The organism is Mesorhizobium sp. BR1-1-16 (assembly GCF_020165495.1).
In the GTDB taxonomy this organism is placed as follows: Bacteria; Pseudomonadota; Alphaproteobacteria; order Rhizobiales; family Kaistiaceae; genus Kaistia.
Window position 1 is genome coordinate 22,176 of record NZ_JAIUIE010000020.1, and the last position, 26,610, is coordinate 48,785.

At 64.5% G+C, this 26,610-nt stretch carries 29 protein-coding genes and 3 tRNA genes; 19 read left to right on the plus strand and 13 right to left on the minus strand.

The window, feature by feature from the left end; genetic code table 11:
- Positions 1 to 117: 117 nt before the first annotated feature.
- From LB518_RS23745 to LB518_RS23760, 4 genes are all read left to right on the plus strand, one after another.
- Complete coding sequence (locus tag LB518_RS23745; RefSeq protein ID WP_224580361.1) at positions 118 to 1,203, plus strand: ABC transporter substrate-binding protein; 1,086 nt, start codon at positions 118 to 120, stop codon at positions 1,201 to 1,203.
- Between the two features lie 100 nt (positions 1,204 to 1,303).
- On the plus strand, positions 1,304 to 2,188 hold the full coding sequence (locus LB518_RS23750) for an ABC transporter permease (protein WP_224580324.1): 885 nt from the start codon (positions 1,304 to 1,306) through the stop codon (positions 2,186 to 2,188).
- Entirely contained in the window at positions 2,185 to 2,967 is a 783-nt protein-coding gene (locus LB518_RS23755; RefSeq protein ID WP_224580326.1) for an ABC transporter permease, read from the plus strand. The genes LB518_RS23750 and LB518_RS23755 overlap by 4 nt, the downstream gene beginning before the upstream one ends.
- 26 nt (positions 2,968 to 2,993) lie before the next feature.
- A complete protein-coding gene (locus LB518_RS23760; protein ID WP_224580328.1) occupies positions 2,994 to 4,064 on the plus strand; it encodes an ABC transporter ATP-binding protein in 1,071 nt (356 codons plus the stop codon).
- 25 nt (positions 4,065 to 4,089) lie between these two features.
- Here the strand turns inward: LB518_RS23760 and LB518_RS23765 are convergent, their stop codons facing one another.
- Positions 4,090 to 5,076, minus strand: coding sequence for an aldo/keto reductase (locus LB518_RS23765; protein ID WP_224580330.1), 987 nt, complete (start codon positions 5,074 to 5,076; stop codon positions 4,090 to 4,092).
- 129 nt (positions 5,077 to 5,205) lie between these two features.
- Here LB518_RS23765 and LB518_RS23770 point away from each other — a divergent pair, with 129 nt between their 5' ends.
- Positions 5,206 to 6,084, plus strand: a complete 879-nt coding sequence (locus LB518_RS23770; RefSeq protein ID WP_224580331.1) for a LysR family transcriptional regulator — start codon at positions 5,206 to 5,208, stop codon at positions 6,082 to 6,084.
- A 16-nt stretch (positions 6,085 to 6,100) separates the two neighbouring features.
- On the opposite strand, the gene kdsA is transcribed toward LB518_RS23770, so the two are convergent.
- The 6 genes from kdsA to LB518_RS23800 form a co-directional block, all read right to left on the minus strand.
- Complete coding sequence (gene kdsA, locus LB518_RS23775; protein ID WP_224580332.1) at positions 6,101 to 6,937, minus strand: 3-deoxy-8-phosphooctulonate synthase; 837 nt, start codon at positions 6,935 to 6,937, stop codon at positions 6,101 to 6,103.
- 80 nt (positions 6,938 to 7,017) lie between these two features.
- Positions 7,018 to 7,094 (minus strand) — tRNA-Arg (locus LB518_RS23780).
- Between the two features lie 16 nt (positions 7,095 to 7,110).
- Positions 7,111 to 7,416: an ETC complex I subunit gene (locus LB518_RS23785; protein WP_224580334.1), complete on the minus strand. Its 306-nt coding sequence runs from the start codon at positions 7,414 to 7,416 to the stop codon at positions 7,111 to 7,113.
- A gap of 39 nt (positions 7,417 to 7,455) precedes the next feature.
- Positions 7,456 to 7,532 (minus strand) — tRNA-Pro (locus tag LB518_RS23790).
- Positions 7,533 to 7,613: 81 nt separating this feature from the next.
- A complete protein-coding gene (locus tag LB518_RS23795) occupies positions 7,614 to 8,048 on the minus strand; it encodes a DUF192 domain-containing protein (protein ID WP_224580335.1) in 435 nt (144 codons plus the stop codon).
- Between the two features lie 47 nt (positions 8,049 to 8,095).
- Positions 8,096 to 8,680, minus strand: coding sequence for a cold-shock protein (locus LB518_RS23800; RefSeq protein WP_224580336.1), 585 nt, complete (start codon positions 8,678 to 8,680; stop codon positions 8,096 to 8,098).
- 292 nt (positions 8,681 to 8,972) lie between these two features.
- Between LB518_RS23800 and LB518_RS23805 the strand changes: the two genes are divergently transcribed.
- Together LB518_RS23805 and LB518_RS23810 are read left to right on the plus strand one after the other, a co-directional pair.
- Positions 8,973 to 9,389 carry a VOC family protein gene (locus LB518_RS23805; protein ID WP_224580338.1) on the plus strand — a complete coding sequence of 139 codons (417 nt, stop codon included), beginning with the start codon at positions 8,973 to 8,975 and terminating at the stop codon, positions 9,387 to 9,389.
- 110 nt (positions 9,390 to 9,499) lie between these two features.
- A tRNA-Glu gene (locus tag LB518_RS23810) sits at positions 9,500 to 9,574 on the plus strand.
- A gap of 110 nt (positions 9,575 to 9,684) precedes the next feature.
- Here the strand turns inward: LB518_RS23810 and LB518_RS23815 are convergent.
- The 3 genes from LB518_RS23815 to LB518_RS23825 all read right to left on the minus strand — a co-directional run bounded on the left by LB518_RS23815 (position 9,685) and on the right by LB518_RS23825 (position 11,329).
- Positions 9,685 to 10,086 carry a DUF1398 domain-containing protein gene (locus tag LB518_RS23815; RefSeq protein WP_224580340.1) on the minus strand — a complete coding sequence of 134 codons (402 nt, stop codon included), beginning with the start codon at positions 10,084 to 10,086 and terminating at the stop codon, positions 9,685 to 9,687.
- Between the two features lie 41 nt (positions 10,087 to 10,127).
- Entirely contained in the window at positions 10,128 to 10,580 is a 453-nt protein-coding gene (locus LB518_RS23820; RefSeq protein ID WP_224580341.1) for a MarR family winged helix-turn-helix transcriptional regulator, read from the minus strand.
- A 173-nt stretch (positions 10,581 to 10,753) separates the two neighbouring features.
- Complete coding sequence (locus tag LB518_RS23825; protein ID WP_224580342.1) at positions 10,754 to 11,329, minus strand: methylated-DNA--[protein]-cysteine S-methyltransferase; 576 nt, start codon at positions 11,327 to 11,329, stop codon at positions 10,754 to 10,756.
- Positions 11,330 to 11,487: 158 nt separating this feature from the next.
- Here LB518_RS23825 and LB518_RS23830 point away from each other — a divergent pair, with 158 nt between their 5' ends.
- The 4 genes from LB518_RS23830 (at position 11,488) to lexA (ending at position 14,693) form a co-directional block, all read left to right on the plus strand.
- Positions 11,488 to 12,072 (plus strand): hypothetical protein, encoded by a 585-nt coding sequence (locus tag LB518_RS23830; RefSeq protein ID WP_224580344.1) that lies wholly within the window; start codon positions 11,488 to 11,490, stop codon positions 12,070 to 12,072.
- Positions 12,073 to 12,106: 34 nt separating this feature from the next.
- Positions 12,107 to 12,733 (plus strand): L,D-transpeptidase, encoded by a 627-nt coding sequence (locus LB518_RS23835; RefSeq protein ID WP_224580345.1) that lies wholly within the window; start codon positions 12,107 to 12,109, stop codon positions 12,731 to 12,733.
- 73 nt (positions 12,734 to 12,806) lie between these two features.
- The gene (locus LB518_RS23840; protein ID WP_224580347.1) at positions 12,807 to 13,829 is read left to right on the plus strand and encodes an amino acid ABC transporter substrate-binding protein; all 1,023 of its coding nucleotides are present in this window, start codon (positions 12,807 to 12,809) and stop codon (positions 13,827 to 13,829) included.
- A gap of 159 nt (positions 13,830 to 13,988) precedes the next feature.
- Positions 13,989 to 14,693, plus strand: a complete 705-nt coding sequence (lexA, locus tag LB518_RS23845) for a transcriptional repressor LexA (RefSeq protein WP_224580349.1) — start codon at positions 13,989 to 13,991, stop codon at positions 14,691 to 14,693.
- Between the two features lie 239 nt (positions 14,694 to 14,932).
- Here lexA and cobT read toward each other — a convergent pair whose 3' ends face one another.
- A complete protein-coding gene (cobT, locus tag LB518_RS23850; protein ID WP_224580351.1) occupies positions 14,933 to 15,961 on the minus strand; it encodes a nicotinate-nucleotide--dimethylbenzimidazole phosphoribosyltransferase in 1,029 nt (342 codons plus the stop codon).
- 110 nt (positions 15,962 to 16,071) lie between these two features.
- On the opposite strand from cobT, the gene cobS reads away from it, so the two are divergent.
- Both cobS and LB518_RS23860 read left to right on the plus strand, forming a co-directional pair.
- Positions 16,072 to 16,869 carry an adenosylcobinamide-GDP ribazoletransferase gene (gene cobS, locus LB518_RS23855; protein ID WP_224580352.1) on the plus strand — a complete coding sequence of 266 codons (798 nt, stop codon included), beginning with the start codon at positions 16,072 to 16,074 and terminating at the stop codon, positions 16,867 to 16,869.
- Positions 16,866 to 17,099: a DUF1289 domain-containing protein gene (locus LB518_RS23860; RefSeq protein ID WP_224580353.1), complete on the plus strand. Its 234-nt coding sequence runs from the start codon at positions 16,866 to 16,868 to the stop codon at positions 17,097 to 17,099. The genes cobS and LB518_RS23860 overlap by 4 nt, the downstream gene beginning before the upstream one ends.
- On the opposite strand, the gene LB518_RS23865 is transcribed toward LB518_RS23860, so the two are convergent.
- Both LB518_RS23865 and dusA read right to left on the minus strand, forming a co-directional pair.
- On the minus strand, positions 17,050 to 18,033 hold the full coding sequence (locus LB518_RS23865; protein WP_224580354.1) for a bile acid:sodium symporter family protein: 984 nt from the start codon (positions 18,031 to 18,033) through the stop codon (positions 17,050 to 17,052). The genes LB518_RS23860 and LB518_RS23865 overlap by 50 nt on opposite strands.
- Positions 18,034 to 18,129: 96 nt before the next feature.
- Positions 18,130 to 19,122 (minus strand): tRNA dihydrouridine(20/20a) synthase DusA, encoded by a 993-nt coding sequence (gene dusA, locus LB518_RS23870; protein WP_224580355.1) that lies wholly within the window; start codon positions 19,120 to 19,122, stop codon positions 18,130 to 18,132.
- 218 nt (positions 19,123 to 19,340) lie between these two features.
- Between dusA and LB518_RS23875 the strand changes: the two genes are divergently transcribed.
- The 6 genes from LB518_RS23875 to LB518_RS23900 all read left to right on the plus strand — a co-directional run bounded on the left by LB518_RS23875 (position 19,341) and on the right by LB518_RS23900 (position 26,586).
- Complete coding sequence (locus LB518_RS23875) at positions 19,341 to 20,324, plus strand: zinc-dependent alcohol dehydrogenase family protein (protein ID WP_224580356.1); 984 nt, start codon at positions 19,341 to 19,343, stop codon at positions 20,322 to 20,324.
- Between the two features lie 507 nt (positions 20,325 to 20,831).
- Positions 20,832 to 21,797: an acetamidase/formamidase family protein gene (locus LB518_RS23880; RefSeq protein ID WP_224580357.1), complete on the plus strand. Its 966-nt coding sequence runs from the start codon at positions 20,832 to 20,834 to the stop codon at positions 21,795 to 21,797.
- A 157-nt stretch (positions 21,798 to 21,954) separates the two neighbouring features.
- On the plus strand, positions 21,955 to 22,665 hold the full coding sequence (locus tag LB518_RS23885; RefSeq protein ID WP_224580358.1) for a FadR/GntR family transcriptional regulator: 711 nt from the start codon (positions 21,955 to 21,957) through the stop codon (positions 22,663 to 22,665).
- 13 nt (positions 22,666 to 22,678) lie between these two features.
- Positions 22,679 to 23,710, plus strand: coding sequence for an ABC transporter ATP-binding protein (locus LB518_RS23890; RefSeq protein ID WP_224580362.1), 1,032 nt, complete (start codon positions 22,679 to 22,681; stop codon positions 23,708 to 23,710).
- The gene (locus tag LB518_RS23895; RefSeq protein ID WP_224580359.1) at positions 23,707 to 24,792 is read left to right on the plus strand and encodes an ABC transporter ATP-binding protein; all 1,086 of its coding nucleotides are present in this window, start codon (positions 23,707 to 23,709) and stop codon (positions 24,790 to 24,792) included. The genes LB518_RS23890 and LB518_RS23895 overlap by 4 nt, the downstream gene beginning before the upstream one ends.
- A gap of 285 nt (positions 24,793 to 25,077) precedes the next feature.
- The gene (locus LB518_RS23900) at positions 25,078 to 26,586 is read left to right on the plus strand and encodes an ABC transporter substrate-binding protein (protein WP_224580360.1); all 1,509 of its coding nucleotides are present in this window, start codon (positions 25,078 to 25,080) and stop codon (positions 26,584 to 26,586) included.
- Positions 26,587 to 26,610 lie beyond the last annotated feature (24 nt).

A 26,610-nucleotide genomic window follows, 5' to 3' on the forward strand; every position in this document is an offset into this window, starting at 1 on the left:
CTTCAAAGAGGCATGATAGCGTCTGCAAATAGACGGCTTAGGATCCATGATTTCTATGGGGACGGGCGCTCGGGGCGTCAGGCCGCGAACGGGAGAAAAAGAATGAAGACCATCGGGATGCGGTTGACAGTATCTGTGCTGGCCCTGACCGCTTCGGCAGGGCTCGCCTTCGCGCAGAGCGACGAGCTCATCGCTGCGGCCAAGAAGGAAGGCACGCTCACCACGATCGCGCTGCCGCATGACTGGTGCGGCTATGGCGACGTCATCGCCGGCTTCAAGGCGAAATACGGGCTCGAGGTCAACGAGCTCAATCCGGACGCCGGCTCGGCGGACGAGATCGAGGCCATCAAGGCCAATAAGGGCAATACCGGCCCGCAGGCCCCCGACGTCATCGATGTCGGCCTCTCCTTCGGCCCCTCGGCCAAGGCCGAAGGCCTGATCCAGCCCTACAAGGTCTCGACCTGGGACTCGATCCCGGACAGCGCCAAGGATGCCGACGGCTACTGGTATGGCGACTATTACGGCGTCATGGCCTTCATGGTGAACAAGGACCTCGTCAAGACGATGCCGGCCGACTGGTCGGACCTGCTCTCGGATGAATATGCCAACGCGGTTGCGCTCGCCGGTGCCCCGCAGACCGCCAATCAGGCGATCCAGGGCGTGTTCGCGGCCGGTCTCTCCGCCGCCAAGGGCGACGTGGCCAAGGCTGGCGAGGAAGGGCTGAAGTTCTTCGCCGAGATGAACAAGAAGGGCAATTTCGTCCCGGTCACCGGCAAGTCGGCCTCGCTGGCGCAGGGCACCACGCCGATCATCATCGCCTGGGACTATAACGCCCTCTCCTGGCGCGACGTTCTCGCTGGCAATCCGCCGGCCGAGGTCATCATCCCGAAGACGGGCGTCGTCGCCGGCGTCTATGTCCAGGCGATCAGCGCCTTCGCCCCGCACCCGAACGCCGCCAAGCTCTGGATGGAATATCTCTATTCGGACGAAGGTCAGCTCGGCTGGCTGAAGGGCTATTGCCACCCGATCCGCTTCAACGCGCTCGCCAAGGAAGGCAAGATCCCTGCTGACCTCCTCGCCAAGCTGCCTGCAGCGGAATCCTACGCCCCGGCCATCTTCCCAACGCTCGAACAGCAGGCCGCGGCCAAGGAAGTGATCGCCAAGAAGTGGAGCGAAGTGGTCGGCGCCGACGTCGCCAAGTAATCGAAAGCCGAGGCGGGCGCCGACCCTGGCGGGTTGGCGCCCGTTTCAAACAAGCCGGGTCGCTTTGCCGGCTCACGTTGCACGCCTCTCCCGGGACACCATGAGCACCACCGCCCTTCCGGCCACTGCCGCACGCGAAAGACGGATCGCTTGGTCCTGGCTCGGCATTCTGCCGTTCCTGCTGTTCTCGCTGATGTTTCTGCTGCTGCCGGCCGCCAACCTCATCGTCGGCGCGTTCCAGGATCCGAGCGGCAACTTCACGCTGCAGAACATCGTCAATCTCGGCCAACCCTCGATCATCCGCTCCTATACGCTGAGCCTCGAGATCAGTGCGGCCTCGGCGTTTGGCGGCGTGCTGATTGGCTTCGCCTTGGCGCTCGCGACGATCCTCGGCGGCCTGCCGCGCTGGGTTCGGCCGACGCTGATGACATTCTCCGGCGTCGCCTCGCAATTTGCCGGCGTGCCGCTCGCCTTCGCCTTCTTGGCGACGCTCGGGCGTACTGGCCTAGTGACGGCGCTGCTGTTCGGCATTTTCGACATAAATATCTACCGCGGCGGCTTCAACCTCCTGTCATTCTGGGGGCTGACCATCACCTATCTCTATTTCCAGATCCCGCTGATGGTGCTGGTGGTCTCGCCGGCGCTGGATGGGCTGAAGCGCGAATGGCGCGAGGCCGCGGCGATTCTCGGCGCGACGGGCACACAGTACTGGACGATGATCGCGTTGCCGATCCTGTGGCCGAGCCTTCTCGGGGCGTTCCTGCTGCTGTTTGCGAATGCCTTTGGCGCCATCGCCACCGCTTATGCGCTGACGGGTTCATCGTTCAACATCGTCACGATCCTGCTCTATGCCCAGATCCGCGGCGACGCGCTGCATGATCCCAATCTCGGCTATGCGCTGGCGCTCGGCATGATCGTCATCACAGGCGTCTCGAACGGCGCCTATATCTGGCTCGCCTCGCGCAGCGCGAGGTGGATCCGATGAAACAATCGCGGCTCTTTCCCTGGATCGGCTTCATCTTCGGCGCGATCTATTTTCTCGTTCCGCTGATCGCCACATTCGAGTTTTCGCTGCGCATGCAGCGGGGCATCTACTCGTTCAAGGCCTATCAGGTCGTGCTCGCCGATCCGGGCTTTCAGGCCAGCTTCTCCTATTCGGCGCTGATTGCGCTCGCGACCATCATCGTCGGCGTCGCGCTCGTGGTGCCGACCGCCTATCTGGTGCAGCTGAAGCTGCCGCGGCTGCGGCCCGTCGTCGAGTTCATGACGCTGCTGCCGCTGGTCGTGCCGGCGATCGTGATCGTCTTTGGCTATCTCAGGATGTACAATTCGTCGTCCTGGCTGCCGATGACCGGCAGTGCTCGCAGCACGGACCTTCTGCTCATCTTCGCCTATGTGACGCTGTCGCTGCCCTATATGTATCGTTCGGTCGATACGGCGCTGCGAACCATCGATATCCGCACGCTGACCGAGGCGGCGCAGAGCCTTGGCAGCTCCTGGCCCCGTATCCTGATCCAGGTGATCCTGCCGAATATCCGGGTCGGCGTGCTCTCGGGCGCGTTCCTGACCTTTGCCATCGTCATCGGCGAGTTCACGATGGCCAGCCTTCTCAATCGCCCGGCCTTCGGACCCTATATGCAGTTGATCGGCGCCAACCGCGCCTATGAGCCGGCAGCGCTTGCCGTCATCGCCTTCGCCATCACCTGGGCCTGCATGGGCCTCATCCAGCTCGTCGCCAGTTTCTCGCCCGGCCAGAAGCGCTGACGCCAAAGGAAGACCCGAGGACCGCCATGGCTTTTCTCTCCATCGAGCGCATCACCAAGACCTTCGGCACATTGACGACCGTGAAAGGCGTCGACCTGGCCGTCGAGCGTGGCGAGTTCATCACCCTGCTTGGGCCGAGCGGCTGCGGCAAGACGACGATCCTCCGCATGGTCGCCGGCTTCGAGACGCCAACGAGCGGGACGATCCGGATCGACGGCAAGGACGTGACCAACCTGAAGCCGCACCAGCGCAATATCGGCATGGTGTTCCAGGCCTATGCCCTGTTCCCGAACATGACGGTGGCCGACAACATCGCCTTCGGCTTGAAGGTGGCGCGCAAGAGCGGGTCCGAGATTGCCAGCCGGGTCAAGGAAATGCTGGAGCTGATCAAGCTGCCGCAGGTTGCCGAGCGCTACCCTTACCAGCTCTCAGGCGGGCAGCAGCAGCGCGTGGCGCTGGCCCGCGCGCTGGCGATCAAGCCGCAAATCCTTCTCCTCGATGAACCGCTCTCGGCGCTCGACGCCAAGATCCGCGTCTCGCTGCGCGAGGAAATCCGAGCCGTCCAGCGCCAGCTCGGCATCACAACGATCTTCGTGACGCATGACCAGGAAGAAGCGCTGTCGATGTCGGACCGCGTCTGCGTGATGAGCGAGGGGCGCATCGAGCAGCTCGGAACGCCGTTCGAGATCTACAATTATCCGAAGACCCGCTTCGTCGCGTCCTTTGTCGGAACGCTGAACATCCTGAGCGGTCGCGTCTCCGACGGCGCCGAGGGCCGCATCGTGGTCGACGGTCAGGAGATCGTCACGAGCCGCGGCCTCAACGGCGCGTCGACGGGCGACGCGCTCGCCGTGGCGCTCCGGCCCGAGGCGCTTTCCATCGGCCGGGCCAATGGCAGCAGCAACAATCTCGAAGGCACGATCGACGAAGTGCACTTCCTTGGCTCGGTCGTGCGCATCCGCGTCCGCTTCAAGGAAAGCGCCGTCTCGCTCGACACGTTCAACCGGCCGAATGCCGCGCCGCCAGAGCGCGGCCAGCCGATCACCGTCAATTTCGGCCGCGAGGACATCCTTGTCCTCGAGGGCGCGCCGAACTAGCCGCGAAGGCGGCTGACGTTCAGCCTCACGCCGGAACAGGCGCGCGGCCAAGCAGCCGGTCGATCTCGGCCATCGCGTCCGGCGGCAGCGGCCCCAAGGCCAGCGCGCCCGCATTTTCCTCGGCCTGCGCGACGGTTCGAATGCCGGGGATCGGCAAGGTCCGGGGCGAACGGCCCCAGAGCCAGGCCAATGCACCCTGCGTCAGCGAGCGTCCACCCAGCCTGAGGAGATCGCGGATCGCATCGAGCCGCGCCGTGAACGCGGGCGAAACGCGGCCGTCCTTGAAATAGGTCATCCACTCGACATCGGCCGTGCGCACATCGTCCTTGGCAATCTCGGTCGCCGGCGTGAACTTGCCGGTCAGTAGCCCCATCGCCAGCGGACCGCGGTTGATCGACAGCAGCCCAGCGCGCTCGATCACGGCGATCATCGCGTCGGCGGGGTCGAGCACGTTCATCTGGTGCTGCACCGCGACGAAACCCTCGCGGCCGGCGAAGGCGGCGGCGCTTTCCGGCGTGTCCGTGCTCCAGCCAAAGGCGGCGATCTTGCCGGCCTCGCGAAGCCGGCCGAGATGTTCGAACACCGCTTCGGCCTCGGCAACCGGCAGGTAACCGACATGCAGTTGCAGCAGATCGATCTGCTCGCGGCGGAGATTGCGCAGCGAGCGCTCGACGATACGCGTGATGAACTCCGGCGAGACGTCATCGTCCTGCGCCTGCTTGGTGTCGGGATCGACGACATGGCCGAACTTGGTGGCGATGACCACATCGTCGCGCCCGGCCAGCGCCGCGCCGATCACCTCTTCGGAATGGCCACCGCCATAATTGCTGGCCGTATCAAAGAAGCGGATGCCGGCGTCGAGCGCGCGGTGGATCGCGGCGGTCGATTCGCGATCGTCGACCTTACCCCAGCCAAGCGGGACCTCCCCGGCAAAGAACGGTCCGCCGATTGCCCAGCCGCCAAATCCGAGCGCCGGGATCGTCTGGCCATTCCAGAGCGTGATGCTGTGCATTTGCATGTCCTTGTCGTCATGATCCGGCCGTTGCAGAATTGAATGACGGCCAGTGGCCGTTCGGCCCCGATTGATGGTTCGCCCGCAATTTACGGCCGTTCCCAAGCCTTCCCAAGCACTGGTTTCGCAATGCTCGTTTCAGATCTGAAAGACATCGAATGGTCTGATCTCCGTCTCTTCATCGCGGTGGCGCGGAATGGCGGCCTCGGTCCGGCGGCGCGCGTCTCGAGTGTCAGCGCACCGACACTCGGCCGCCGCGTCGCCGTGCTCGAACGCCAGCTCGGCATGCGGCTGTTCCTGAAGAGCCGCGAAGGCTACACGCTCACCGAGGGCGGCCGCCGCCTGCTCGGTCATGCGCAGGAGGTCGAGGCAGCCGTCGCCGGCATCACCCGCTGGCGAAGCGAGACGGCGGGCCCGCTTGCCGTGCGCATCTCCGCCGGCCATTGGATGACGCGCTTTCTGGCCCGACATATCGGGGCCATCCGCCTTGATGGCGACGACTGGACGCTCGATTTCGTCACGGCTCACGCGCGGCTCGATATCGGGCGGCGCGAGGCCGATATCGGCATCCGCAATCGCCGGCCGGATGAGCGGTCACTGGCCGGAAGGCGCGTCGCGACGGTGGCGTTCGCGGCCTATGCGACACGCGATTCGGATGGCGCTGCGCTCCCCTGGATCGGCCTTGCCGGCGACGCCGCGGTGACGCCCTCGGCGCAGTGGCTGGCGCGCGAAGCGGACGCACCGATCGCTTATCGCTGCACCGATCCCGGGACGCTGCTCGATCTCGCCCGCGGCGGCGTTGGCCGCGCGGTCCTGCCCTGTCTCGTGGGCGATGCTGATCCTCAGCTTGTCCGCGCAGGCGGGCTGATCACGCCCCTTACATCGGAGCAATGGCTCGTCACGCATCATGACGACCGCCATGATGCGTCGATTCACGCGACAGCCGGCCGGATCGCGAAGCTGATCGGCAGCAGCAAGCGTCTCTTCGCGGGCGACGAGCCGAACTGAAAGCAAATCCTGGGGTTCAGGCAGACTTGGCGATGCGGTCGAAGGCCAGCAGCCGCTCGAGCAGCGCCGGCATATCGGCGAGCGGCACCATGTTGGGACCATCCGACGGCGCGTTGTCCGGGTCTTCATGCGTCTCGATGAACACGCCGGCGACGCCGACCGCGACCGCCGCCCGCGCCAACACGGCAACGAACTCGCGCTGCCCGCCGGTCGAGCCACCCTGCCCGCCCGGCTGCTGAACGGAATGGGTCGCGTCGAACACGACCGGCGCGCCGAGGCCCGCCATGATCGGCAGCGAGCGCATGTCCGAGACCAACGTATTGTAGCCGAAGCTGGCGCCGCGCTCGGTGAGGAGAATGTTCGGATTGCCGCTAGTTGTCAGCTTGTCGACGACGTTCTTCATATCCCAGGGCGCGAGAAACTGGCCCTTCTTGACGTTGACGACACACCCGGTTTCGGCGGCGGCGATGAGAAGATCGGTCTGGCGGCTGAGGAAAGCCGGAATCTGGAGGATGTCGACCACTTCAGCGACCACAGCGCATTGCTCGCGCTCATGCACATCGGTGATGACGGGCAGGCCAAGCTCGCGGCGAAGGTCGGCGAAGATCGGCAGCGCTGCGTCCAGACCCATGCCGCGCTTGCCGGAAAGGCTGGTGCGGTTGGCCTTGTCGAACGAGGTCTTGTAGACGAGCCCGATGCCAAGCTTCGCCGTCATCTCCTTCAGCCGGCCGGCGATCTCGAACGCATGGTCCCGGCTCTCGAGCTGACAGGGGCCGGCGATGAGCGTCAGCGGCAGGTCATTACCGAAGGTGGCCGAGCCAGCGGCGACATGGGCGTTCGGGCGAAGGGTCATGGTCGGAGGGTCTCGCGTGAATGGCGCGCTCTCCATACACCGGGAGCGCGGCAGAGGCGACCCGTCCGGACCCGGGCGAATGGTGACCCCTGTTGGATTCGAACCAACGACCACCGGCTTAGAAGGCAGGTGCTCTATCCAGCTGAGCTAAGGGGCCGGATCGCGGCGACGGCCTAATGGGTCCAGGACTGGAGGCGGCCGTAGCGGAAATTGTCGGAATAGGAAATCTTCTTGCGCGTGTCAGCATGCGGCTCGAACACGCGATAGGGAATTCCGTTCTTCTGCGCATAGGCAACGGCTTCTTCCTGCGTGTCGAAATGAAGCTTGATCTGTCGCTTCATGTCGGCGCTGGACGTGTAGCCCATCAGTGGTTCCACGGCGAGCGGAACCTCAGGCTCATAAGTCAGCATCCAGCGATCGGTCTTGGCCTTGCCGGACTGCATGGCGTTACGGGCCGGCTTGAAGATACGTGCAACCATCTCTGCGCTGCTTCCTGAACGAGCGGTCCGAAAGGTCAATGGTCGGGGCAGCAAGATTCGAACTTGCGACCCTCTGGTCCCAAACCAGATGCGCTACCAGACTGCGCTATGCCCCGACATTGAACACGGGCCTCGATTAGCATTTCCCCGCGCCCGCCCGCAAGGATGCGATTGGCCGCAAAACCCTCCGAACACCATCATCGCGCCGGGATCATCACCTTGTCCCCCGGCACGAGCCGCAGCGCATCGGCCTTGCCACCGTTGATTTCAAGCACATAGCGCACGGAGGCCCCGCCGGGGATAATGTCCTCCGAAAACGGCTTCGCGCGCTTGGCGATCCGCCGCACGGTGCCGTCCGCGCCGATGAACACCATGTCGAGAGACAGCGGTGTGTTCTTCATCCAGAAATCGACGCTTTGCTCGGAGCCGAAATCGAACATCATGCCGCTGTCGGTCGGCATGCTCTTGCGGAACATCAGTCCGCGCGCGCGCTGGTCCGGCGTCACCGCCCATTCAACGGTAATGGGGTGGCGACCTGAAGCAGTCACCAGTTCCACGACGTCGCCGCTGCCGGACGCAGCGGCAAACGCGGGAGCCAGCCAGAATGAGAAAAGAAGCAGCAGCGCCGCCAAGCATGACGGACCAGACGGTCGGAGAGCCCGGAACAATGCCATTCCGATCAATGTGATGAAGCCGGGCCGCCGGCTGAACCTTCTGGCCGAATCTCGGCCGCCATCAGCCCCTTGTCGCCCGGCCCGAAGCGCACCAGCACGATCTGCCCCGGCCGCAGCTCCATGAGCCCATAGCGGCGGAGAGTCTCCATATGGACGAAAATGTCCTCGGTGCCCTCGCCGCGCGACACGAAGCCGTAGCCCTTGACGCGGTTAAACCATTTGACGACGCAGCGCTCGAGCCCGCTTGTCGGCGTCACGACCTGATGGGTGCGCGCCGGGCCGGCCTGGGCGGGATGCACCGCGGTCGATTCGTCCATCTGGAGAATGCGGAACGCCTGGAGGCCACGCGTGCCCTGCTGCGCCTCGCAAACGATGCGTGCGCCTTCGTAGGCAGTCTGGAAGCCATCGCGGCGGAGGCATGTCACATGCAGGAGAACGTCAGGCGCGCCGTTGTCGGGAACGATGAAACCATACCCCTTCGAGGCGTCGAACCATTTGATGGCGCCGACAACCTCAACAAGGTCCAGCCCCGCTGCATCGTCGCCATCCGCGACCGATGCCGAAGAGCCGGTGTGATTCTTGGACCCCATATGCTTCGGCCCCCAATCCGGCCAACATCCGCGGCCCACAATACACAGTTCGATCAGCAAGTCTGCCTGCCGCAGTTGGTTGCATGATCGATTCCTCAGCGCAACAATAGCATTGGCATATCCGCTGAACAGTGACTTAGCGGCCACAAGTCCGGATTTCCACGCCGGAGCGAACAAGGCGCCGCTGCGTTTGTTCTTTGGCGGCCGGGACAATATGGTGCCCCGAAGGAAGGCTCGGCACGCAGCGTGCTGGACCCGCCGCTCCGACATGAGACGGGAGATCAGTCAGGCTATGAAATATCTTCACACCATGGTGCGCGTCACCGATGTCGACGCCTCGCTGGCGTTCTACAAGCTTCTGGGCCTCGACGAGGTTCGGCGGATTGAAAACGAAAAAGGGCGCTTCACCCTGATCTTCCTTGCCGCGCCCGGCGACGAGGCGGCACAGGTGGAACTGACCTACAACTGGGATCCGGAAGTCTATGGCGAGGGCCGCAATTTCGGCCATCTCGCCTACCGCGTCGACGACATCTATGCGCTCTGCGACAAGCTGCAGAAAGCCGGCGTCACCATCAACCGCCCGCCGCGCGATGGCCATATGGCTTTTGTTCGCTCGCCGGACAACATCTCGGTCGAGCTGATCCAGGCCGGCGATGCGCTGCCGTCACAGGAGCCCTGGGCCTCGATGCCGAATACCGGCAAATGGTAATCCGGGGGCATTGAAAAGCCTCTGTCGGCATGGCTTCCGATGAAGCTGTCCACAGGCGCGGCACAGCGATCTTGTCTCGGCAGGGAATCGCCTCTATAAGCCGCGCCGACGCGCCCTTCGTCTATCGGTCAGGACGCCACCCTTTCACGGTGGAGAGAGGGGTTCGATTCCCCTAGGGCGCGCCAAATTCTTCCCGTTCCAGACCTAGACTGGCCCTTGAGCGTAGTCGGGCTCAATGCGCAGGTCGACCGGGCGATCGATCGGCTGAAGTTCGGAGGGCAACAGTGGGGCCCTGTTACTTCGGAAAGAGCTCCACATGGGTCTCGGCCGTGCGACCGAAATAGACGACGCGGCGACCCAGGAACGAGACGAGATATCCCGCGCATCCCGCGACCTTCGCCTTTTCGCAGAAGGCGATGTAGCTGTAGTCGGCAGGGTTCGCCTGCGCCCAACGCACGAGCCGTTCGACCTCTGCGGCATCGAAAGCAGCAGCGACGCTGCCGTCAGAGGGTTGCATATCCATCGTGACGCTATCGCCGTCCGGCAAATAGAATGTCTGGCAGTTACGGCGATAGTCGACCGTGTAGCCCTCGAAGCCGGCGGTGATGAGCTTGCCGACAATGACCGGAAAGCTCAGGCTTCCGTCGTGAGCAGCCTTCAGGCAGGTTTCCGCAATAGAAATCCGTTCCGCGTCCATGGCGGTTTCCTTTCATTTCAAGATTGATATTACCGGCGGCTTCAGTCCACCGGTGTTGCTTTCAGCCCGAGCCGCCCAGCGAGTACTTTCAAGATACGGTCGAGCGTCTCGTGCTCTTCTTCTGTCAATACGCCGAAGTACTCGGCGTCGTTCTTGTCGGCGAGTGATGCGAGAAGCGGGATCTTGGCCCGCCCCTCCGCCGTCAGGGACAGGCTGTGAGCGCGCTTGTCCTTTGGGTTGTCCGCCCGCTCAACCAATCCTTTGGCGATCAGCCTCTCGGAAAGCTTGCTGATCGCCCCCTTCGTCATGCCCATCCTTTCGGCCAGAACGGATGGAGGTGTCGGGTCCAGATCGTAGAGCGCCCGCATGAACGACCACTCCGCGACGGTGACATCTGCGCCTGATACCTTGCGAGCGAACGCCTGCGACACGGCGTTTGAGACCATCCGCATCCAGTAGCCGGTGTGATCAGTGAGCTCGGAAGCAGAGGTCATGGCAGGCCTTTCGTTGACTAGGAAACTAGATCAATAAGGTTTCCTAGTCAACAAGACTTCTGGACCGAATGGAGTTGGAATGAGTCTGAGCGCCTCACGGCGTCGCCGTTTCAGCCTCCCCGCAGGGCGCCCAGCAGCATCGCGGCGTCACCTAATCGGGAACGAGCGGCGCGTTATGGCCGTTTCGCCGCGAGCGGCAGGCCGATGCCATCGAAGAGCCCCGGCGCATCTGCCGTGCGGGCTCGCTCACGCGTCAGCATGACCAGCTTGGTTGCAACGCCGCCCGGCGCCGAGAAGCCGCCGGCTTTGCCCCCAGCTGCGAGAACCCGATGGCACGGCACAATGATCGGAAACGGATTGCGGCCCAAAATGGCACCGATCGCCCGGGCCTCGCCATCAGCGCCCACCTTTGTCGCGAGCGCGCCATAAGTGATCGTCTCGCCCGGCCCGACCCGCCGCAGGGCCTCATAGACGCGCGCCGGAAAGGGCTCGACACCGGTCATGTCGAGCGGCGCCTCACGCAGATCCTCGCGGCCACCCTCCAGCAGGGCGCGGATCGCGACGATGGTCGCGGCGATGTCACCCTCAGCTTCGATCTCCGACGACGCCGGAAAGAGCTTCATCACCAGACGGTGCGTCTCGGCCGCCTCGGCCTCAGGCAGAAGCGTGCGACGGATGCCACCAGCGCCCCAGACAATGGCGGAACGGCCGATCGCGGTTTCGAACAGCGTGAAGTTCAGATCGCTCATGGCGCCAGATTAGCACGAAAGCAGAACATGCGGCACAGGCCTCCGCTTACAGGAAGCGGTTGCGTTTGCCGCGGCGGCTCTTCATCATGCCGCCACATCCGGGGCGACGCCGACGGAGATCGCGCGCCTGCCGGACGCCAACCGTGGGAGAGAGACGGATGGGCCTCGTGTCGATCGATTTTACCGGCGGGCTGCGCAGTGTTCGCAGGCATGGCTCCGTGGTGCTCGCTCTTGCCTTTGCGGGCGGACTTGCAGCCTGTACGTCCGACAATGCTTTGCAAGGCGCGAGCCTGACCGCGCCATCGCCTGCTGTCGCGTCGATCAGCGCCGATCAACTCGTTGGCAAATGGGGACTTGGTTCCTTCCGCAATGAAGCGGATCTCGCACGCACCACCAATGAGGCGCGGCGCTATTGCAGCAACCCCTATGTCATCGGCAAGGGATCGAATGGCGGCGTGATGATGTATCTCGCCGATCAGACGCAGCCCTCGGAGGTGTTCGTCAAGAGCGCGGGCGGGCGCGTCTATATCGGTCCGCAGGGCCCCGCCGGTGTCATCCAGGACCGGCAGGTGACATCGTTCCAAAATGGCGTCCTGGTGGCCGCCTGGGTCGACCCGACAGTTGCCGCCCGCTATGGCACTATGGTTTTCGTGCGCTGCGATGCGCCCGCAACGACCGCCGCCGCGACGCCTTCAGCCCCGGCAACTGCGCCCGTGCCGGCTCCGCCGCCGGCCACGCGCTAGGCAATCCCCTCGCCTTTCAATGGAAGAGGCACTGATGCGACAGAAAAAACGATACCTCGCGCTAGGCGCCCTCGCCGGCATGCTCATGACCGGCCTTGCGACGGGAGCGGCGATCGCTGCGCCGTCGGTTTCCGATGCGCGCGCGCCGCTGCAAATCGGAGACCAGCCGGGCCTCGTCCCGACGGCGCAGGATTCGCTGCTGCCGCCGGAATTCCGCCTGCAGCCGGTCTATTTCCGCACGACGGAGAAACCTGGAACCATCATCATCAACACCGATGAGCGCTTCCTGTATCTCGTCCAGGGCGACAATCGAGCGCTGCGCTACGGCGTCGGGGTCGGCCGCGACGGCTTCCAGTGGTCGGGCCTTCTCAAGATCTCGCGCAAGCAGGAATGGCCCGATTGGCGGCCGCCGGCCGAGATGATCCAGCGGCAGCCTTATCTGCCGCGTTTCATGGCCGGCGGCGAAGGCAATCCGCTCGGCGCGCGCGCGCTTTATCTTGGCGACACGATTTATCGCATTCACGGCACCAATCAGCCGCAGACCATTGGCCATGCGCTGTCGTCCGGTTGCTTCCGGATGGTGAATGGCGACGTCGTCGATCTGTTCGAGCGCGTTCCAGTCGGAACCAAGGTCGTCGTGCTGCAGCGCACCAAGCTGTGACGGCGAGCGGCCTGCGGATCGCGCGGGCCGTCCATCAAGACCGAGACGACAGACCACCCCGGGGGGATTTCTCATGCCCAATCCATCGACCATTCCTTCGCTCGCCGCGGCGGCGTTTCTGCTTGCCGGCTGCCTGACGGCCGGCGCCGCGACGCTCGACGACGTCAAGGCGCGCGGCACCTTGAATTGCGGCGTCAATGAAGGACTTCTCGGCTTCGGCATGAAGAATGCCGACGGTGCCTGGACCGGGTTCGATGTCGATTTCTGCAAGGCCGTTGCGACCGCGATCTTCAACGATCCGGCCAAGGTCACCTATCTGCCGCTCTCGGCCACCGATCGTTTCGACGCGCTCAAGACCGGCAAGGTCGATCTGCTTTCGCGCAATTCGACATGGACGCTCGGACGCGAGGCCGATCTCGGCATCGTCTTCACAGGCGTCACCTATTATGACGGCCAGGGCTTCATGGTGAAGCGCGCCAGCGGCAAGACGTCGGCGCTCGAACTCGATGGCGCCACGGTCTGTGTGCAGGCGGGCACGACGACGGAGCCGAATTTCATCGACTATTTCACGACCAACACGATGAAATACACGGAAGTCTCGGCAGCGACGCCATCAGAGGCGCTCGCCGCCTATAGCTCCGGCAAGTGCGATACGATCACGAGCGACGTCTCGCAACTCTATGCTGAAAAGGCCGGCCTTTCCGATCCGGGCGACAGCATCATCCTGCCGGAGGTGATTTCCAAGGAGCCGCTAGGGCCGGCCGTCCGCGCCGACGATGAAGCGTGGCGCCTGCTCGTGCAGTGGGTCAATTTCGCGCTGGTCAATGCCGAGGAACTCGGCGTTTCGTCCGATCGCATCGACGAGGCAAAGGCCTCGAAGAAGCCGGAGGTTATGCGCCTCATCGGCACGGATGGCGACTTCGGCACCAAGCTCGGACTCACCAACGACTGGATCGCCAATATGGTCAAGGCGGTTGGCAATTACGGCGAGGTCTACGAGCGCAATCTCGGCGTCGATTCGAAGCTTGGCATCCCGCGCGGCCTCAATCAGCTGTGGAGCCGCGGCGGCATCCAGTACGCACCGCCGATCCGCTGAGCCAGCGAAGGAACGGTCCGGCGGCCGTCGCCGCCGGAACACCCCATTCGAGCCAGTCCTCTCACACCCGCTCTCAACCCGCGGTGCTTGCGGAACACATACAGAACATGTAAGTTGTTCGTGTTTTGTACCGGATGATTCTGGCGCGCGGATCGGGAAATGCTCACACGCAAACAATATGAGCTTCTGCTCTTCATCCATGAACGACTGAAGGAGGCTGGTGTGCCCCCCTCATTCGACGAGATGAAGGATGCGCTCGACTTGCGCTCCAAGTCTGGCATTCATCGCCTGATCAAGGCGCTGGAGGAGCGAGGCTTCATTCGCCGGCTTCCCAACCGCGCCCGTGCGCTCGAGGTGGTCCGACTGCCGGAGGCCATGGCGCCGACCTTGGCGCGGCCGCGCAAGACCGGCTTTGCGCCGAGCGTGATCGAAGGCAGTCTCGGCCGCATGCGGTCGGCCGAGGGTGCTGAGCCTTATCATGAGCCGGTCATCGTCCCGGTCATGGGCCGCATCGCTGCCGGCGTCCCGATCTCCGCCATCCAGTCGCAGAGCCATTCGATCACCGTCCCGCCGGAAATGCTGGGCGGCGGAGAGCATTTCGCGCTTGAAGTGCGCGGCGATTCGATGATCGAGGCCGGCATTCTGGATGGTGACACCGTCCTCATCCGCAAGACGGACAATGCCGACAATGGCGACATCATTGTCGCGCTCGTCGACGAGGAGGAGGCGACGCTGAAGCGCCTTCGCCGCCGTGGCGCCTCCGTCGCGCTTGAAGCTGCGAATCCCGCTTACGAGACGCGCATCTTCGGACCCGACCGTGTCCGCATCCAGGGCCGTCTCGTTGGGCTCATGCGTCGCTATTGATCGGGCGACACTTGCTCGCACATCGCGGCGCTCGTTTTTCCATGTGATCGCCGGGCTGACCCCGGCAATCGAGGTTTCGCTACTCAGGTACGACAGGTCGTATCAGCGCCGCGAGGAAATGGATTGCCGGGTCGAGGCCCGGCAATGGCAGGTCCAGGGTCGTCGATCGCGGGGCACACAGGCTCTTGGACCGTACCGCGGCGCGTTGCCTAGCCGAAGTCGAGGAGCCCGGCCTCAGTTCAGTCGTCCTTGCCGGAAACACCGGCCTGCGTGAAGGTCGCCATTCCCTCATGCACGAGCGCTGCCGCGCGGACGATGCCGGCGGCGAGAGCTGCGCCGGTGCCTTCCCCGAGCCGCATGCCGAGATCGAGCAGCGGTGTCTTGCCCATGGCATCGAGCAGCCGGCGATGCGCCGGCTCGGCCGAGAGATGGCCGAACTGGCAATGATCGAGGCTTGTCGGATCGAGCCGATAGAGCACGGCGGCGGCCGCCGTCGCGACATAGCCATCGAGGATCACCGGGATACGGCTCATCCGCGCCGCCAGCACGGCACCTGCGATCGCCGCCAGTTCCCGCCCGCCAAGCCGGCGGAGCACTTCGAGCGGATCGGCAAGATGCCCTGCATGGACCGCAAGCGCCGCATCGACGGCTTCGGCCTTGCGCTCCACGCCGGCCGCATCGAGGCCGGTGCCGGGACCGACCCAGTCCGCGCCCGTTCCACCGAACAGACCAGCGCAAACTGCCGCCGCGACGGTCGTGTTGCCGATGCCCATCTCGCCGAGGATGAGCAGGTCGACACCGTCGGCCGTCGCTTCCATGCCAAAGGCCATGGTGCCGGCACACGCCGCTTCGCCGAGTGCTGGTTCGATAGTGATGTCGCCTGTCGGCAGATCGAGCGCCAGGTCGAAGATCTTGAGGCCGAGGCCGTTCGCCGTGCAGATCTGGTTGATCGCCGCCCCGCCGGCTGCGAAGTTCTCGACCATCTGCTGCGTCACCGAGGCTGGGAAGGCGGAGACGCCCCGTGCGGCGACGCCGTGGTTGCCAGCGAAGATCGCGACATGCGGGCGGTTGACAGCAGGACGGGCCTTGCCCTGCCAGGCGCCCAGCCATTCTGCGAGATCTTCTAGCTTTCCTAGCGAGCCGGCCGGCTTGGTGAGCTCCGCATCGCGCGCTCGAATGGCGGCGATCGCCGTCTGGTCCGGTCCCGGCATGGTCGCAACGAGCGCGCGGATATCATCGAAGGGCAGGCCGGTGGCGGATCGGGACATGGGGCGCTCATTCGCGAGGGATCGGCGGCGCTGGCCGGCCGCAGGCGGGCGATCTATAACCCTCGACGGGCGGTGCGGAAAGTCACGTCGCTGTCGCGGAGGGACACGTCATGCCAGGATCAGATCGAGGCCTTGAGGACATCGGCCGCGATATCGCGGTTTCGCTTGTTTTCATGACCCGGATTCCGGCATCCCGGCTTGGTCTCGATCCTGCCGCGGCGACAAATCTTCAACGCGCCGTCCGTGTCTTTCCCCTCGCCGGCGCGCTGATCGGCGCGATTGGCGCGCTGGTGCTGCTGCTCGGCAATGCGCTCGGTCTGCCGCCGCTCGCCGCCGCGCTGCTTGCGATCAGCTCGCTCGTCATCGGAACCGGCGCACTGCATGAGGATGGACTGGCCGATACCGCCGACGGCTTCGGTGGCGGCCGCACCCTCCCCGCCCGCCTCGCGATCATGCGGGATTCGCGCATCGGCAGCTATGGCGCCCTGGCGCTCATCCTGTCGATCCTTTTGAAGGCGAGCCTTCTCGCCGCATTCCTGCCGCTGACGCCGCTTTCAGGAGCCTTCGCCCTCATCGCCGCCGAAACGATCGGCCGTGCGGCGATCGTCTATCACTGGGCGAAGCAGCCCGCGGCGCGGCCAGACGGCCTCGCTGGCAGCATCGGCCAACCTGCAGACGACACGCTCTGGATGGCGCTAGTTTTCGCGCTGGCGATCGGTCTCGTCGCCGGCACCGCGGCCGCAGGACCGATCGCGGCGCTGGTCGCGCTCGCCTTGGCCGCGCTGGTGACACTCGGCTTTGGACAGGTGGCCAGCCGCATGATTGGCGGCCACACCGGCGACACGCTCGGGGCCGTTGAACAGCTGGCAGTGCTGGGCACTCTGCTCGCCTTGGTCGCCTTCGCATGATTTCGCCCTGCGTCCGCATCTGCACGATGGATGCTGAGTCCGGACTGTGCGAGGGCTGCGGACGGACGATCGACGAGATCGCGAACTGGACGAGAATGAACGACACGGAACGGCAGGTCGTGATGGACGCCCTTCCCGCCCGGCTTGAGGCAAAACGGGCTGCCGAACAGGAGGCCGACCTCAGGCCTCGGCGAGAGCGAGTTGCGCCTGGCGGTTGGCGATCACGCTGACGATCACAAGCTGGCAGAAATGATAGAGCATGATCGGCGCGATGATGAGGCCGAGGCCCGGGATCGTTCCGAAGATGATCGGCGCGAGCGGCACGCCGGTCGCCAGTGATTTCTTCGACGCGCAGAAGAGGCAGGCGATGGTATCGGCCCGGTCGAAGCCGAACAGGCGGCAGGGAATGTGCATCAGCCAATAGATGATGAAGAACAGCGCGATGACGCCCACGATGATCTCGATGATCAAGGAGGCATCATGGCCGCGCCAGACCCCTTCCACCATCGAGTCTGAGAACGAATTGTAGACGATCGCCAGGATGATCGCGCGGTCGGCGAGCTTTATCCGCTTGTTGTTGCGTCCCGCCCAGCCAGCGAACCAGTGACGCGCGATCTGGCCGACCACGATCGGCAGCAACACGAGCAGCAGGATCTTGCCGATGACCGGCAGCAACGGCATCGACAGGCCGCTCGTCGACAGGAACCAGGCCATCAGCAGCGGCGTCGCGAAAACGCCGATGAGGCTCGACAGCGTCGCATTGAAGATCGCCGCGGGGACATTGCCGTGGGCAAGCGACGTCATCGCGACGGAGGACGAGACGGTCGAAGGCAGCGCCGCGACATAGAAGAAGCCGATCCAGACCTCGGGGGGAACGAAGCCCTTGAGCGGCGTACCGAACAGCAGGATGACGACCGGAAACAGCACAAAGGTGCAAAGCTGGACGCAGAGATGCAGCCGCCAGTGCCTGACACCTGCCTTCATCTTCTCCGGCGCCAGTGTCAGGCCGTAGAGGAAGAAGATGACGCCGACGCCATAGGTCGCGACCTCGTTCATGTGCAGGATGCCGCCTGTGGCGCCCGGGCCCGGCAGGATGATGGCGATCGCCACCACGGCGACCAGAGCAAGGAGGAAGCCGTCGATCGTGAAGCCGCGGATGGTCATGTCGGGTTATCCGGAAAAGGTGCTGCCAGACCGCAGCCTCCGCCCTCAATAGCGTGCACTGCGGCAAGGATAAAGAGCGGTGCCGGCAAAGGTGCTTCAGGCTGCGAGCGATGACGCCTCTTCGACAGCCGCGACCGCAGCGCGAAGCACCGAGACGCCGGCATCGCGCCGCGCGCCCTCGACGGTGAGTATCTGACGGAAGCGGCGCGCGCCTGGCTGGCCATGAAAGAGCCCCAGCATATGGCGGGTGATGCGGTGCAGCGGCGCGCCACGGGCCCGTTCTGCCTCGACATAAGGGATCATCGCTTCGATGACGTCTTGCGGATCCGGATCGGCCCTCTCGCTGCCGAAAAACACTCGATCGACAGCCGCAAGCAGCGCCGGCTCCTGATAGGCCGCCCGACCGAGCATGACGCCGTCGACCTTATCCATCTCAGCCGCGGCGTCTGGGATCGTCTTCAGCCCACCATTGAGGCCGATTAAGAGACCGGGGAAGCGGGCCTTGAGCCGGTGGACGCGATCATAGTCGAGCGGCGGAATGTCCCTGTTCTCCTTGGGCGACAGGCCGGCGAGCCAGGCCTTGCGCGCATGAACCCAAAGCCCATCGACACCGGCGGCGACAACGGCGTCAGCAAATGCGTCGAGCGCAACCTCGGGGTCCTGCTCGTCAACGCCGATCCGGCATTTGACCGTGACGGGGATCGCGACAGCCGCTTTCATCGCCGCGACGCAATCCGCGACGCGCTGCGGCTCGCGCATCAGGCAGGCGCCGAACGTGCCGGATTGCACGCGGTCGGACGGGCAGCCGCAATTGAGATTGATCTCGTCATAACCGAAATCCGCGCCGATCCGCGCGGCAGCCGCGAGCTTCACAGGGTCCGAGCCACCGATCTGCAAGGCGATTGGATGTTCCGCCTCGTCAAAACCGAGCAGCTTGGCGCGGTCGCCATGGATCACCGCATCTGCCACCACCATTTCGGTATAGAGCAGCGCATGCTTCGACAATTGGCGGTGAAAGAACCGGCAATGCCGATCCGTCCAGTCCATCATCGGCGCGACGGCAAATCTAGATGATTGATTCTTAATCATTATTTTCGCAGCTTCAGGAAACTGAGCCTCATCGTGTGCGCTCGATCGTTCGCCACGATACGTTACAGTTTCCGATTGTTCGACGCGTGCGCGCATCGGGCGCACACACGGGATTGCGCCTTCACTAAACTAAAATCGTGCTTCTGAAGAGACCAGATCCGTCGGACGCTATGTATCCCGTTGCTCGTCCGACTGCCGGAATGGGAAGGGGAGCCTCGATGCATGCAATGGTGTTGAACGCGATCCGGACGCCGCTCGAATGGACGGAGTTGCCGGATCGTCAGCCCGGACCGGGGCAGATCCGCGTCAAGGTCACGGCTTGCGGTGTCTGCAGAACGGACCTGCATGTCGTCGATGGCGAACTGCCGAATCCCGTCGTGCCGATCATTCCGGGGCACGAGATCGTCGGTCGCATCGATGCGATCGGGGCCGGCGTCGCGGGTCTCGAGATGGGAGAGCGTGTCGGTATCCCCTGGCTTGGCCATACCTGCGGAGTCTGTCCCTATTGCCGCATGCAGCGCGAGAACCTTTGCGACGATCCGGTCTTCACCGGATTTACCCGCGACGGTGGTTTCGCCACGGCGACCATCGCCGATGCGCGTTTCGCATTTCCGCTTGGCGAGACGGGCAGCGACGTTTCGCTCGCCCCGCTTCTTTGCGCGGGACTGATCGGCTGGCGGTCGCTGAGCATGGCCGGCGAGGGCAAGAAGATCGGTCTGTACGGCTTCGGCGCTGCCGCTCACATCATAGCCCAGGTTGCACAATGGCAAGGGCGCAGCGTCTACGCCTTCACCAAGCCTGGCGACACCGTCACGCAGGATTTCGCGCGCGCGCTCGGAGCCGTCTGGGCCGGCGGGTCCGACGTTGCGCCACCCGAGCCGCTCGATGTCGCGATCATCTTCGCGACGGTCGGCGACCTCGTGCCAGTTGCGCTCAAGTCGGTTCGGAAGGGTGGCAGGGTCGTCTGCGCCGGCATTCATATGAGTGACATCCCGAGCTTCCCCTACGCGACCCTCTGGGAAGAGCGGGAGCTGCTTTCCGTCGCCAATCTGACGCGACAGGACGGCCTCGATTTCCTGCGCCAGGTGCCGGCCATGGGGATCGTCACGCGGACGACGACCTATCCCCTTCAAAGGGCCAACGAGGCCCTGGCCGATCTCAGGGCCGGTCGCTTCGACGGTGCTGCCGTCCTGTTCCCTTAAACTGCACCGGCTCCTGATCGCACCGGAGAGACGGGCGCTCGAAGTTCGAATGCCCAGAACCCGGCCTCCCCGCGTCTGCAGAGGCGGCATTGTGCTTGTTGTTTAGGCAAGCGCATTTTTTACTCTTGCGCGGATCGATGTTTGGGATTTTCCTGCACCAATCGAATATTGGTTCACGCACATCGGACTGAACGCCGACTGCCCGCCGAAGCGCGAGATGGACGAGGCGATGGGGCCGCGCACAGATCGAGCCGGCCAAGCGGCTGTCCGACATCGGGCAGATCGCAGCGCGCGCCGATGGTTGTCACTGTCGAGAGACAGACGCCCGCAGCTGCACCAACGCGCGAGGCCGGCTGCGTCGGCACCACCACGGAGACGGCTCGATCCGCGCCTCTCGCGCCCGCTGCTGCCGGGCGCTTCGATTCAGTCGCTCCGCCGCAGCGCGTTTGGCCGGCGACATTGTCTTGCTTCGACCGACATTCGCTCGCTAACCGCCCGGGGACAACGATGACACTGCACACGCTTGCCGCCACGCCTGACACAACCGTCTGGGGGCGCTTTGCGGCCAACCAGACCCCCGTCCTGACCATTCAGCCGGGCGACACCGTGGTCATCGAGACCTTCAATGGCGGCGAATATGCGTTTCCGCCCGAAGGTTCGGCCATGCACCTGGCGGAGGCGCAACGCGTGATCGTCGCGACGCCGACGCCCGGTGGCCGGCCCGGACACCTGATGACCGGGCCGATTGCCATTGCCGGCGCCGAGCCAGGCGATGTGCTGGAGGTCCGAATCGAACGGGTCGAACTCGGCGCTGACTGGGGCTTCAATGCCCTGTCGCCGCTGGGCGGTACGCTTGCGGGAGACTTCGACCTGTCGCGGCGGACCATCACGCACCTGCCGGTCGATCGCACAGCCATGACAGCGCAGTTTTCCCATGGCATCGAGCTCGCGCTGTGGCCATTCTTCGGCGTCATGGGCGTCGCACCGCCCGCAAGCTTTGGCGAGATCACCTCGATCCAGCCGCGGATCCATGGCGGCAACATGGATAACAAGCTGCTGACAGCAGGCTCGACACTCTGGCTTCCCGTGTGGGCCGACGGCGCCCTCTTCTCCTGCGGCGATGGGCACGGCATTCAGGGCGATGGCGAAGTTTGCATCAACGGGCTCGAAATGGCCCTGACCGGCACGTTCACCTTCATTCTTCACAAGCAAACCGAGATGCAGCTTGGGTATCCGCGGGGCGAGACGCCCGAATACCTTATCTCGATGGGCTTTCACGCCGACCTCGACGACGCCCTCATCATCGCCTTGCGCGAAATGATCGCCATCATTTGCGAGCGGACCGCGCTCAACCCGACCGAGGCCTATCAGCTCTGCTCGCTGGCGGCCGACTTTGCCATCACACAAGCGGTGAATGGCGAGAAGGGCGTCCACGGCAAGATCGCCAAATCCCTGCTGAAAACGACGCCATGACAACCTCGAGGCCGCGCGGCATCAAGCTGATCGAGAGACGTCCGCCTATTAGGCAGGCAGGCCTCTTATTTGCGCTTGCGCCGATCCGTGGTCCGCGTTTTTCTGTACCAAATGATAATTGGTTCGGCCCGATGCCGCGGAGGCAGAGCAGAGCGTGATGGCTATCGACGACAGCAACGACAACTCGAACTATGCGCTGAAGCGCATCCGATCGCTGCTGGATCCGGCTTTGCTCGGTCCCGATCGAAAGCTGCCGACCGAGCGCGCGCTGTGCGAGATGCTGGAGGTGAGCCGCCGCTCGGTTCGCCGCGCGCTGGCCGTGCTCGAAGCCGAAGGCCATATCTGGCGCCGCCAGGGCTCGGGGACGTTTGCCGGCCCTGCCCCGGTGCCGATCCTGCTCTCTCTTGAAGCTGTTGCCTCGCAGAGCAGCTATTTGGAAGTGATGGAGATCCGGCTGCGGCTGGAGCCTGAATTTGCGGGACAGGCGGCGACCCGCGCCACGCCGGCCGATATCGAGCGGCTGCGCACACTGATTGGCCATATCAACGCCAGCGCCGATGCCGACGAGCGTGAGTTGTGGGACAGTTCCTTCCACCGGACGGTGGCGGAAATCGCCGGCAACCGCCTCTATCTGGCGATATTCGACCTCGTCGACCGCGTCCGCCAGGAAGCGGCCTGGCTTGAGTTGCGCGAGCGGGCCCGCAGCGCCAACACCAATAAGCTCTATCGCAGCCAGCACGAAGCCGTCGTCGACGCCATTGCGGATGGCGATGCCGCAAGCGCGGCCGCGGCGATGCGGGTGCATCTCCTGGCGCTGCAAAAGAACCTCAGGCGGCTCGCGACACAGGAGAGCGCCGATGTTTCCTGAAGCCGCTATGCCGATGCCGCCGCACGCGAACATGCCGGACCCGGCAGCTTTTGCCGAACCGGCGCTGTTGCGGGTCGAGAATCTGTCGATCGGCTTTGCCGGAACAGCGGCCAATGTCGTCGATAGCGTCAGCTTTTCGATTGCCGCCGGCAAGACGCTCTGCCTCGTTGGCGAGAGCGGCTGCGGCAAGTCGGTGACGTCCCTCGCCATCATGGGCCTGTTGCCGCCGAAATCGACGCGCATCCCGAGCGGGCGGGCCGAGTTCGATGGCCGCGACCTGCTGCATCTGCCGCGCGCCGAACTCGAGACGATCCGCGGCGACCGTCTGGCGATGATCTTTCAGGAGCCGATGACGTCGCTCAATCCGAGCTTCACAGTCGGCGACCAGATTGCCGAAGCCGTGCGGCGTCATCGCAAGGTGTCGCATGAGGCGGCGCGCGAGCGGGCGCTCGAGATGTTCCGCCGGGTGCGGATTCCGAGCCCCGAGCAACGGCTTCGCGAATATCCCTATCAGCTCTCCGGCGGCATGCGGCAGCGCGTGATGATCGCTATGGCGCTCGCCAACGACCCGCAACTCTTGATCGCCGACGAGCCAACAACCGCGCTCGACGTCACCATCCAGGCGCAGATCCTCGAACTCATGCGCGAGTTACAGCGCGAGACGGGCACGTCGATGCTGCTGATCACCCATGATCTAGGCGTGGTCGCCGAAACCGCCGACATGGTCGCGGTGATGTATGCAGGCCATATCGTCGAGAGCGGCCCGGTCGAGGCCATCTTCCGCGATCCGCAGCATCCCTACACGATCGGCTTGATGGGCTCGATGCCATCGCTAGGCGCGCGCACGGGTCGGCTGGCCACGATCCGGGGCTCCGTGCCGCCGCCGCAGGCGATGCCCGCCGGCTGCCGCTTCTCGACCCGCTGTCCCTTTGCCGACGACCGCTGTAGACGCGAGGTGCCACCGTTCGTCCTCGGCGCCGATGGGCACGGCGCCGCCTGCTTCAAGGCGCCGCTGGAAATCCATATCGAGGGGAAAGCCGGATGACCGCCGAGGCGCCCATTCTCGAGACCCGCGATATCGTCAAGCATTTTGGCGGCGGTACCGGCTTGGCTGCCGGCCCGCTCGTCCATGCCGTCGACCCGATCTCGCTCAGTGTCAACCGTGGCGAGACCTTCGCCATTGTCGGAGAATCCGGCTGCGGCAAGTCCACTCTGGCCCGGCTGCTGCTGCGCCTGATCGAGCCGACCAGCGGGCAGGTCTACTATGAGGGGCAGGATCTGACCGCCTTGACGCCGACGCAGATGCGCAAGCTCAGAGCCGAGATGCAGTTCATCTTTCAAGATCCGTTCTCCTCGCTCAATCCGCGCATGAAGGTGAGAACGCTGGTCGAAGAACCGCTCCTCGTTCACACGCGCCTTTCGGCGCGCGAGCGGCGGACCCGTGTCGATGAACTGCTGCGGCAGGTCGGCCTCAGGCCTGAATATGCCGATCGTTATCCGCACGAATTCTCGGGTGGGCAGCGCCAGCGCATCGGCATCGCGCGCGCGCTCGCTTCAGGACCGAAGCTGCTGATCGGCGACGAGCCGGTCTCGGCGCTCGATGTGTCGGTGCGGGCCCAGATCATCAATCTGCTCGATGAGCTCAAGGGCGCCTTCGGGCTGACGCTCGTCATCATCTCGCACGACCTCGCCGTCATCCGCCATATGAGCGATCGCGTGGCGGTCATGTATCTCGGCCAGATCGTCGAGACCGCGCCCGTGGAAAGCCTGTTCGAGCGACCGCTCCACCCCTACACGCAGGCCCTGATTCAAGCCATTCCGGTGCCGGCGCCGGGGGCTCGCGATCCGGGCGATCGCAAGCTCAGGGGCGATATCCCCTCCCCGGTCGCGCCGCCGCCGGGTTGCCGCTTCCACACCCGCTGCCCGCACGCCGTCGAGATCTGCCACCAGAAGGAGCCGTTCCTCGAGGCCGCCGGAGAGGGACGCTTCGTCGCCTGCCATCGCTGGAGCGAGCTGCCGCATCGCGGGCTCACTGGCAAGGTCGGAGCCGCGCTGACGCCCGGCGCGGAACGCCGCTTCGCGCTCTATCGGGAGCGCAGCGCGGCCGATGCCGGAGGGTCGCCATGAAACGCCTTTCCCACCCTCATCGTCCATGCCGTGCAGAACGGCATCGGCCAACGCGCCCTCATCCAGGAGGTGCCCATTCGCAATGACCGATCTGACATGGCACGTCGCGCCTTCTAGTCGCGGCGGACCTATCCGGCGGGACACAGCCGACCCGAACTGAGCCGCAGCACGAACTGTAGCCGACATCGGCTCGCCGGCCGACAGATGCACCTTGTCCGACGTCCGCGAACCAGCTTCGCGGCGGCAGGAGGAGGTTTGCCTACACCCAACCGAGGAACCAGAACGATGAAACTCAGGAAATTCGCCTTCTCCCTGGCCATGCTGGCCTCCATAAGCGCCCCTGCCCTCGCCGCCGATCTCAAGATCGGCATTGGCGAGGATCCGGATGCGCTCGATCCAGACCAGTCGCGCACCTTTGTCGGCGAAGTCGTCTTCGCGGCCATGTGCGACAAGCTGGTCAACATCCAGCCCGACCTCACCATCATTCCGCAGCTCGCGACGGACTGGAGCTGGGCGCCGGACGGCAAGACGCTGACCATGCATCTGCGCGAGGGTGTCACCTTCCAGGATGGCACGCCGTTCGACGCCGCCGCGGTGGTTGCCAACATTCAGCGTTCGCAGACGCTGCCGGAATCGAGCCGCAAGAGCGAGTTGTCCTCGGTGGAATCGGTCACGGCGAATGGCGACTATGAGGTGGCGTTCCATCTCAAGAATGCCGATGCGACGCTCCTCGCGACCCTGGCCGCACGCTCCGGCGCCATGAAGTCGCCGACCGCCTTCGGCAAGGGCACCGCGGCCGATTTCGCCAATCATCCGGTTTGCGTCGGCCCCTACACCTTCGACAGCCGTGTGGCGCAGGACCGGATCATTCTGAAGAAAGACCCGAAATACTGGGACGCGCAGAACTTCCACTTCGACACGATCACCTATCTGCCCATTCCCGACCAGACGGTTCGCCTGGCTAACCTGCGTGCCGGCGATCTCGACATGATCGAGCGGGTCGCGCCGACCGATCTGAAATCGGTGCAGGCCGATGCCAGCCTCTCCAACGCGCAGGCGGCGGGCCTTGGCTATAATGCCATCACCTTCAACGTCGCCAACGGCGCGGGCGCCAAGGATAGCCCGATGACCAACCCACTCCTGCGGGAAGCCTTCTCGCTGTCGCTCGACCGCGAGGCGATCGCCCAGGTGGTGTTCGAGGGCATGGCGACGCCCGGCAATCAGTCGGCGCCCCCGAACAGCCCGTGGTTTGACAAGGCAGATCCGGTGCCAGCCCGCGATATCGCCAAGGCCAAGGATCTGCTCAAGCAGGCCGGTGTCAGCAGCGTCGACTTCACCTTGAGCGTCATCAACGATCCGATTTCGGGCCAGATCGCGCAGGTCATCCAGTCGATGGCGGCCGAGGCCGGCTTCAACGTGAAGATCAAGGCTTCCGAGTTCGGCACGCTGCTGTCAGCGCAGGCCTCCGGCGACTACCAGGCCGACCTGATCGGCTGGTCGGGCTATGTCGATCCTGACGCCAACTGGTACCAGTTCGTCGTCTGCAACGGCAGCCTGAACGATGCGAAATACTGCAATGCCGACGTCGACAAGCTGATGAACGCAGCCCGCGCTTCGACCGATCCTGCGGTGCGCAAGCAGAACTACGATGCGGCGCGAACCATCCTCAGCAAGGAAAGCCCGATCGTCTATCTGTACCACCCGACCTGGATTTGGGCGACCAAGAAGTCCGTCACCGGCTTCGTCCCCTATCCCGATGGCCTGATCCGCCTCGGCGGCGTCGCCAAGAGCTGATCCGACCCTAAGAAGCGGCCCCCG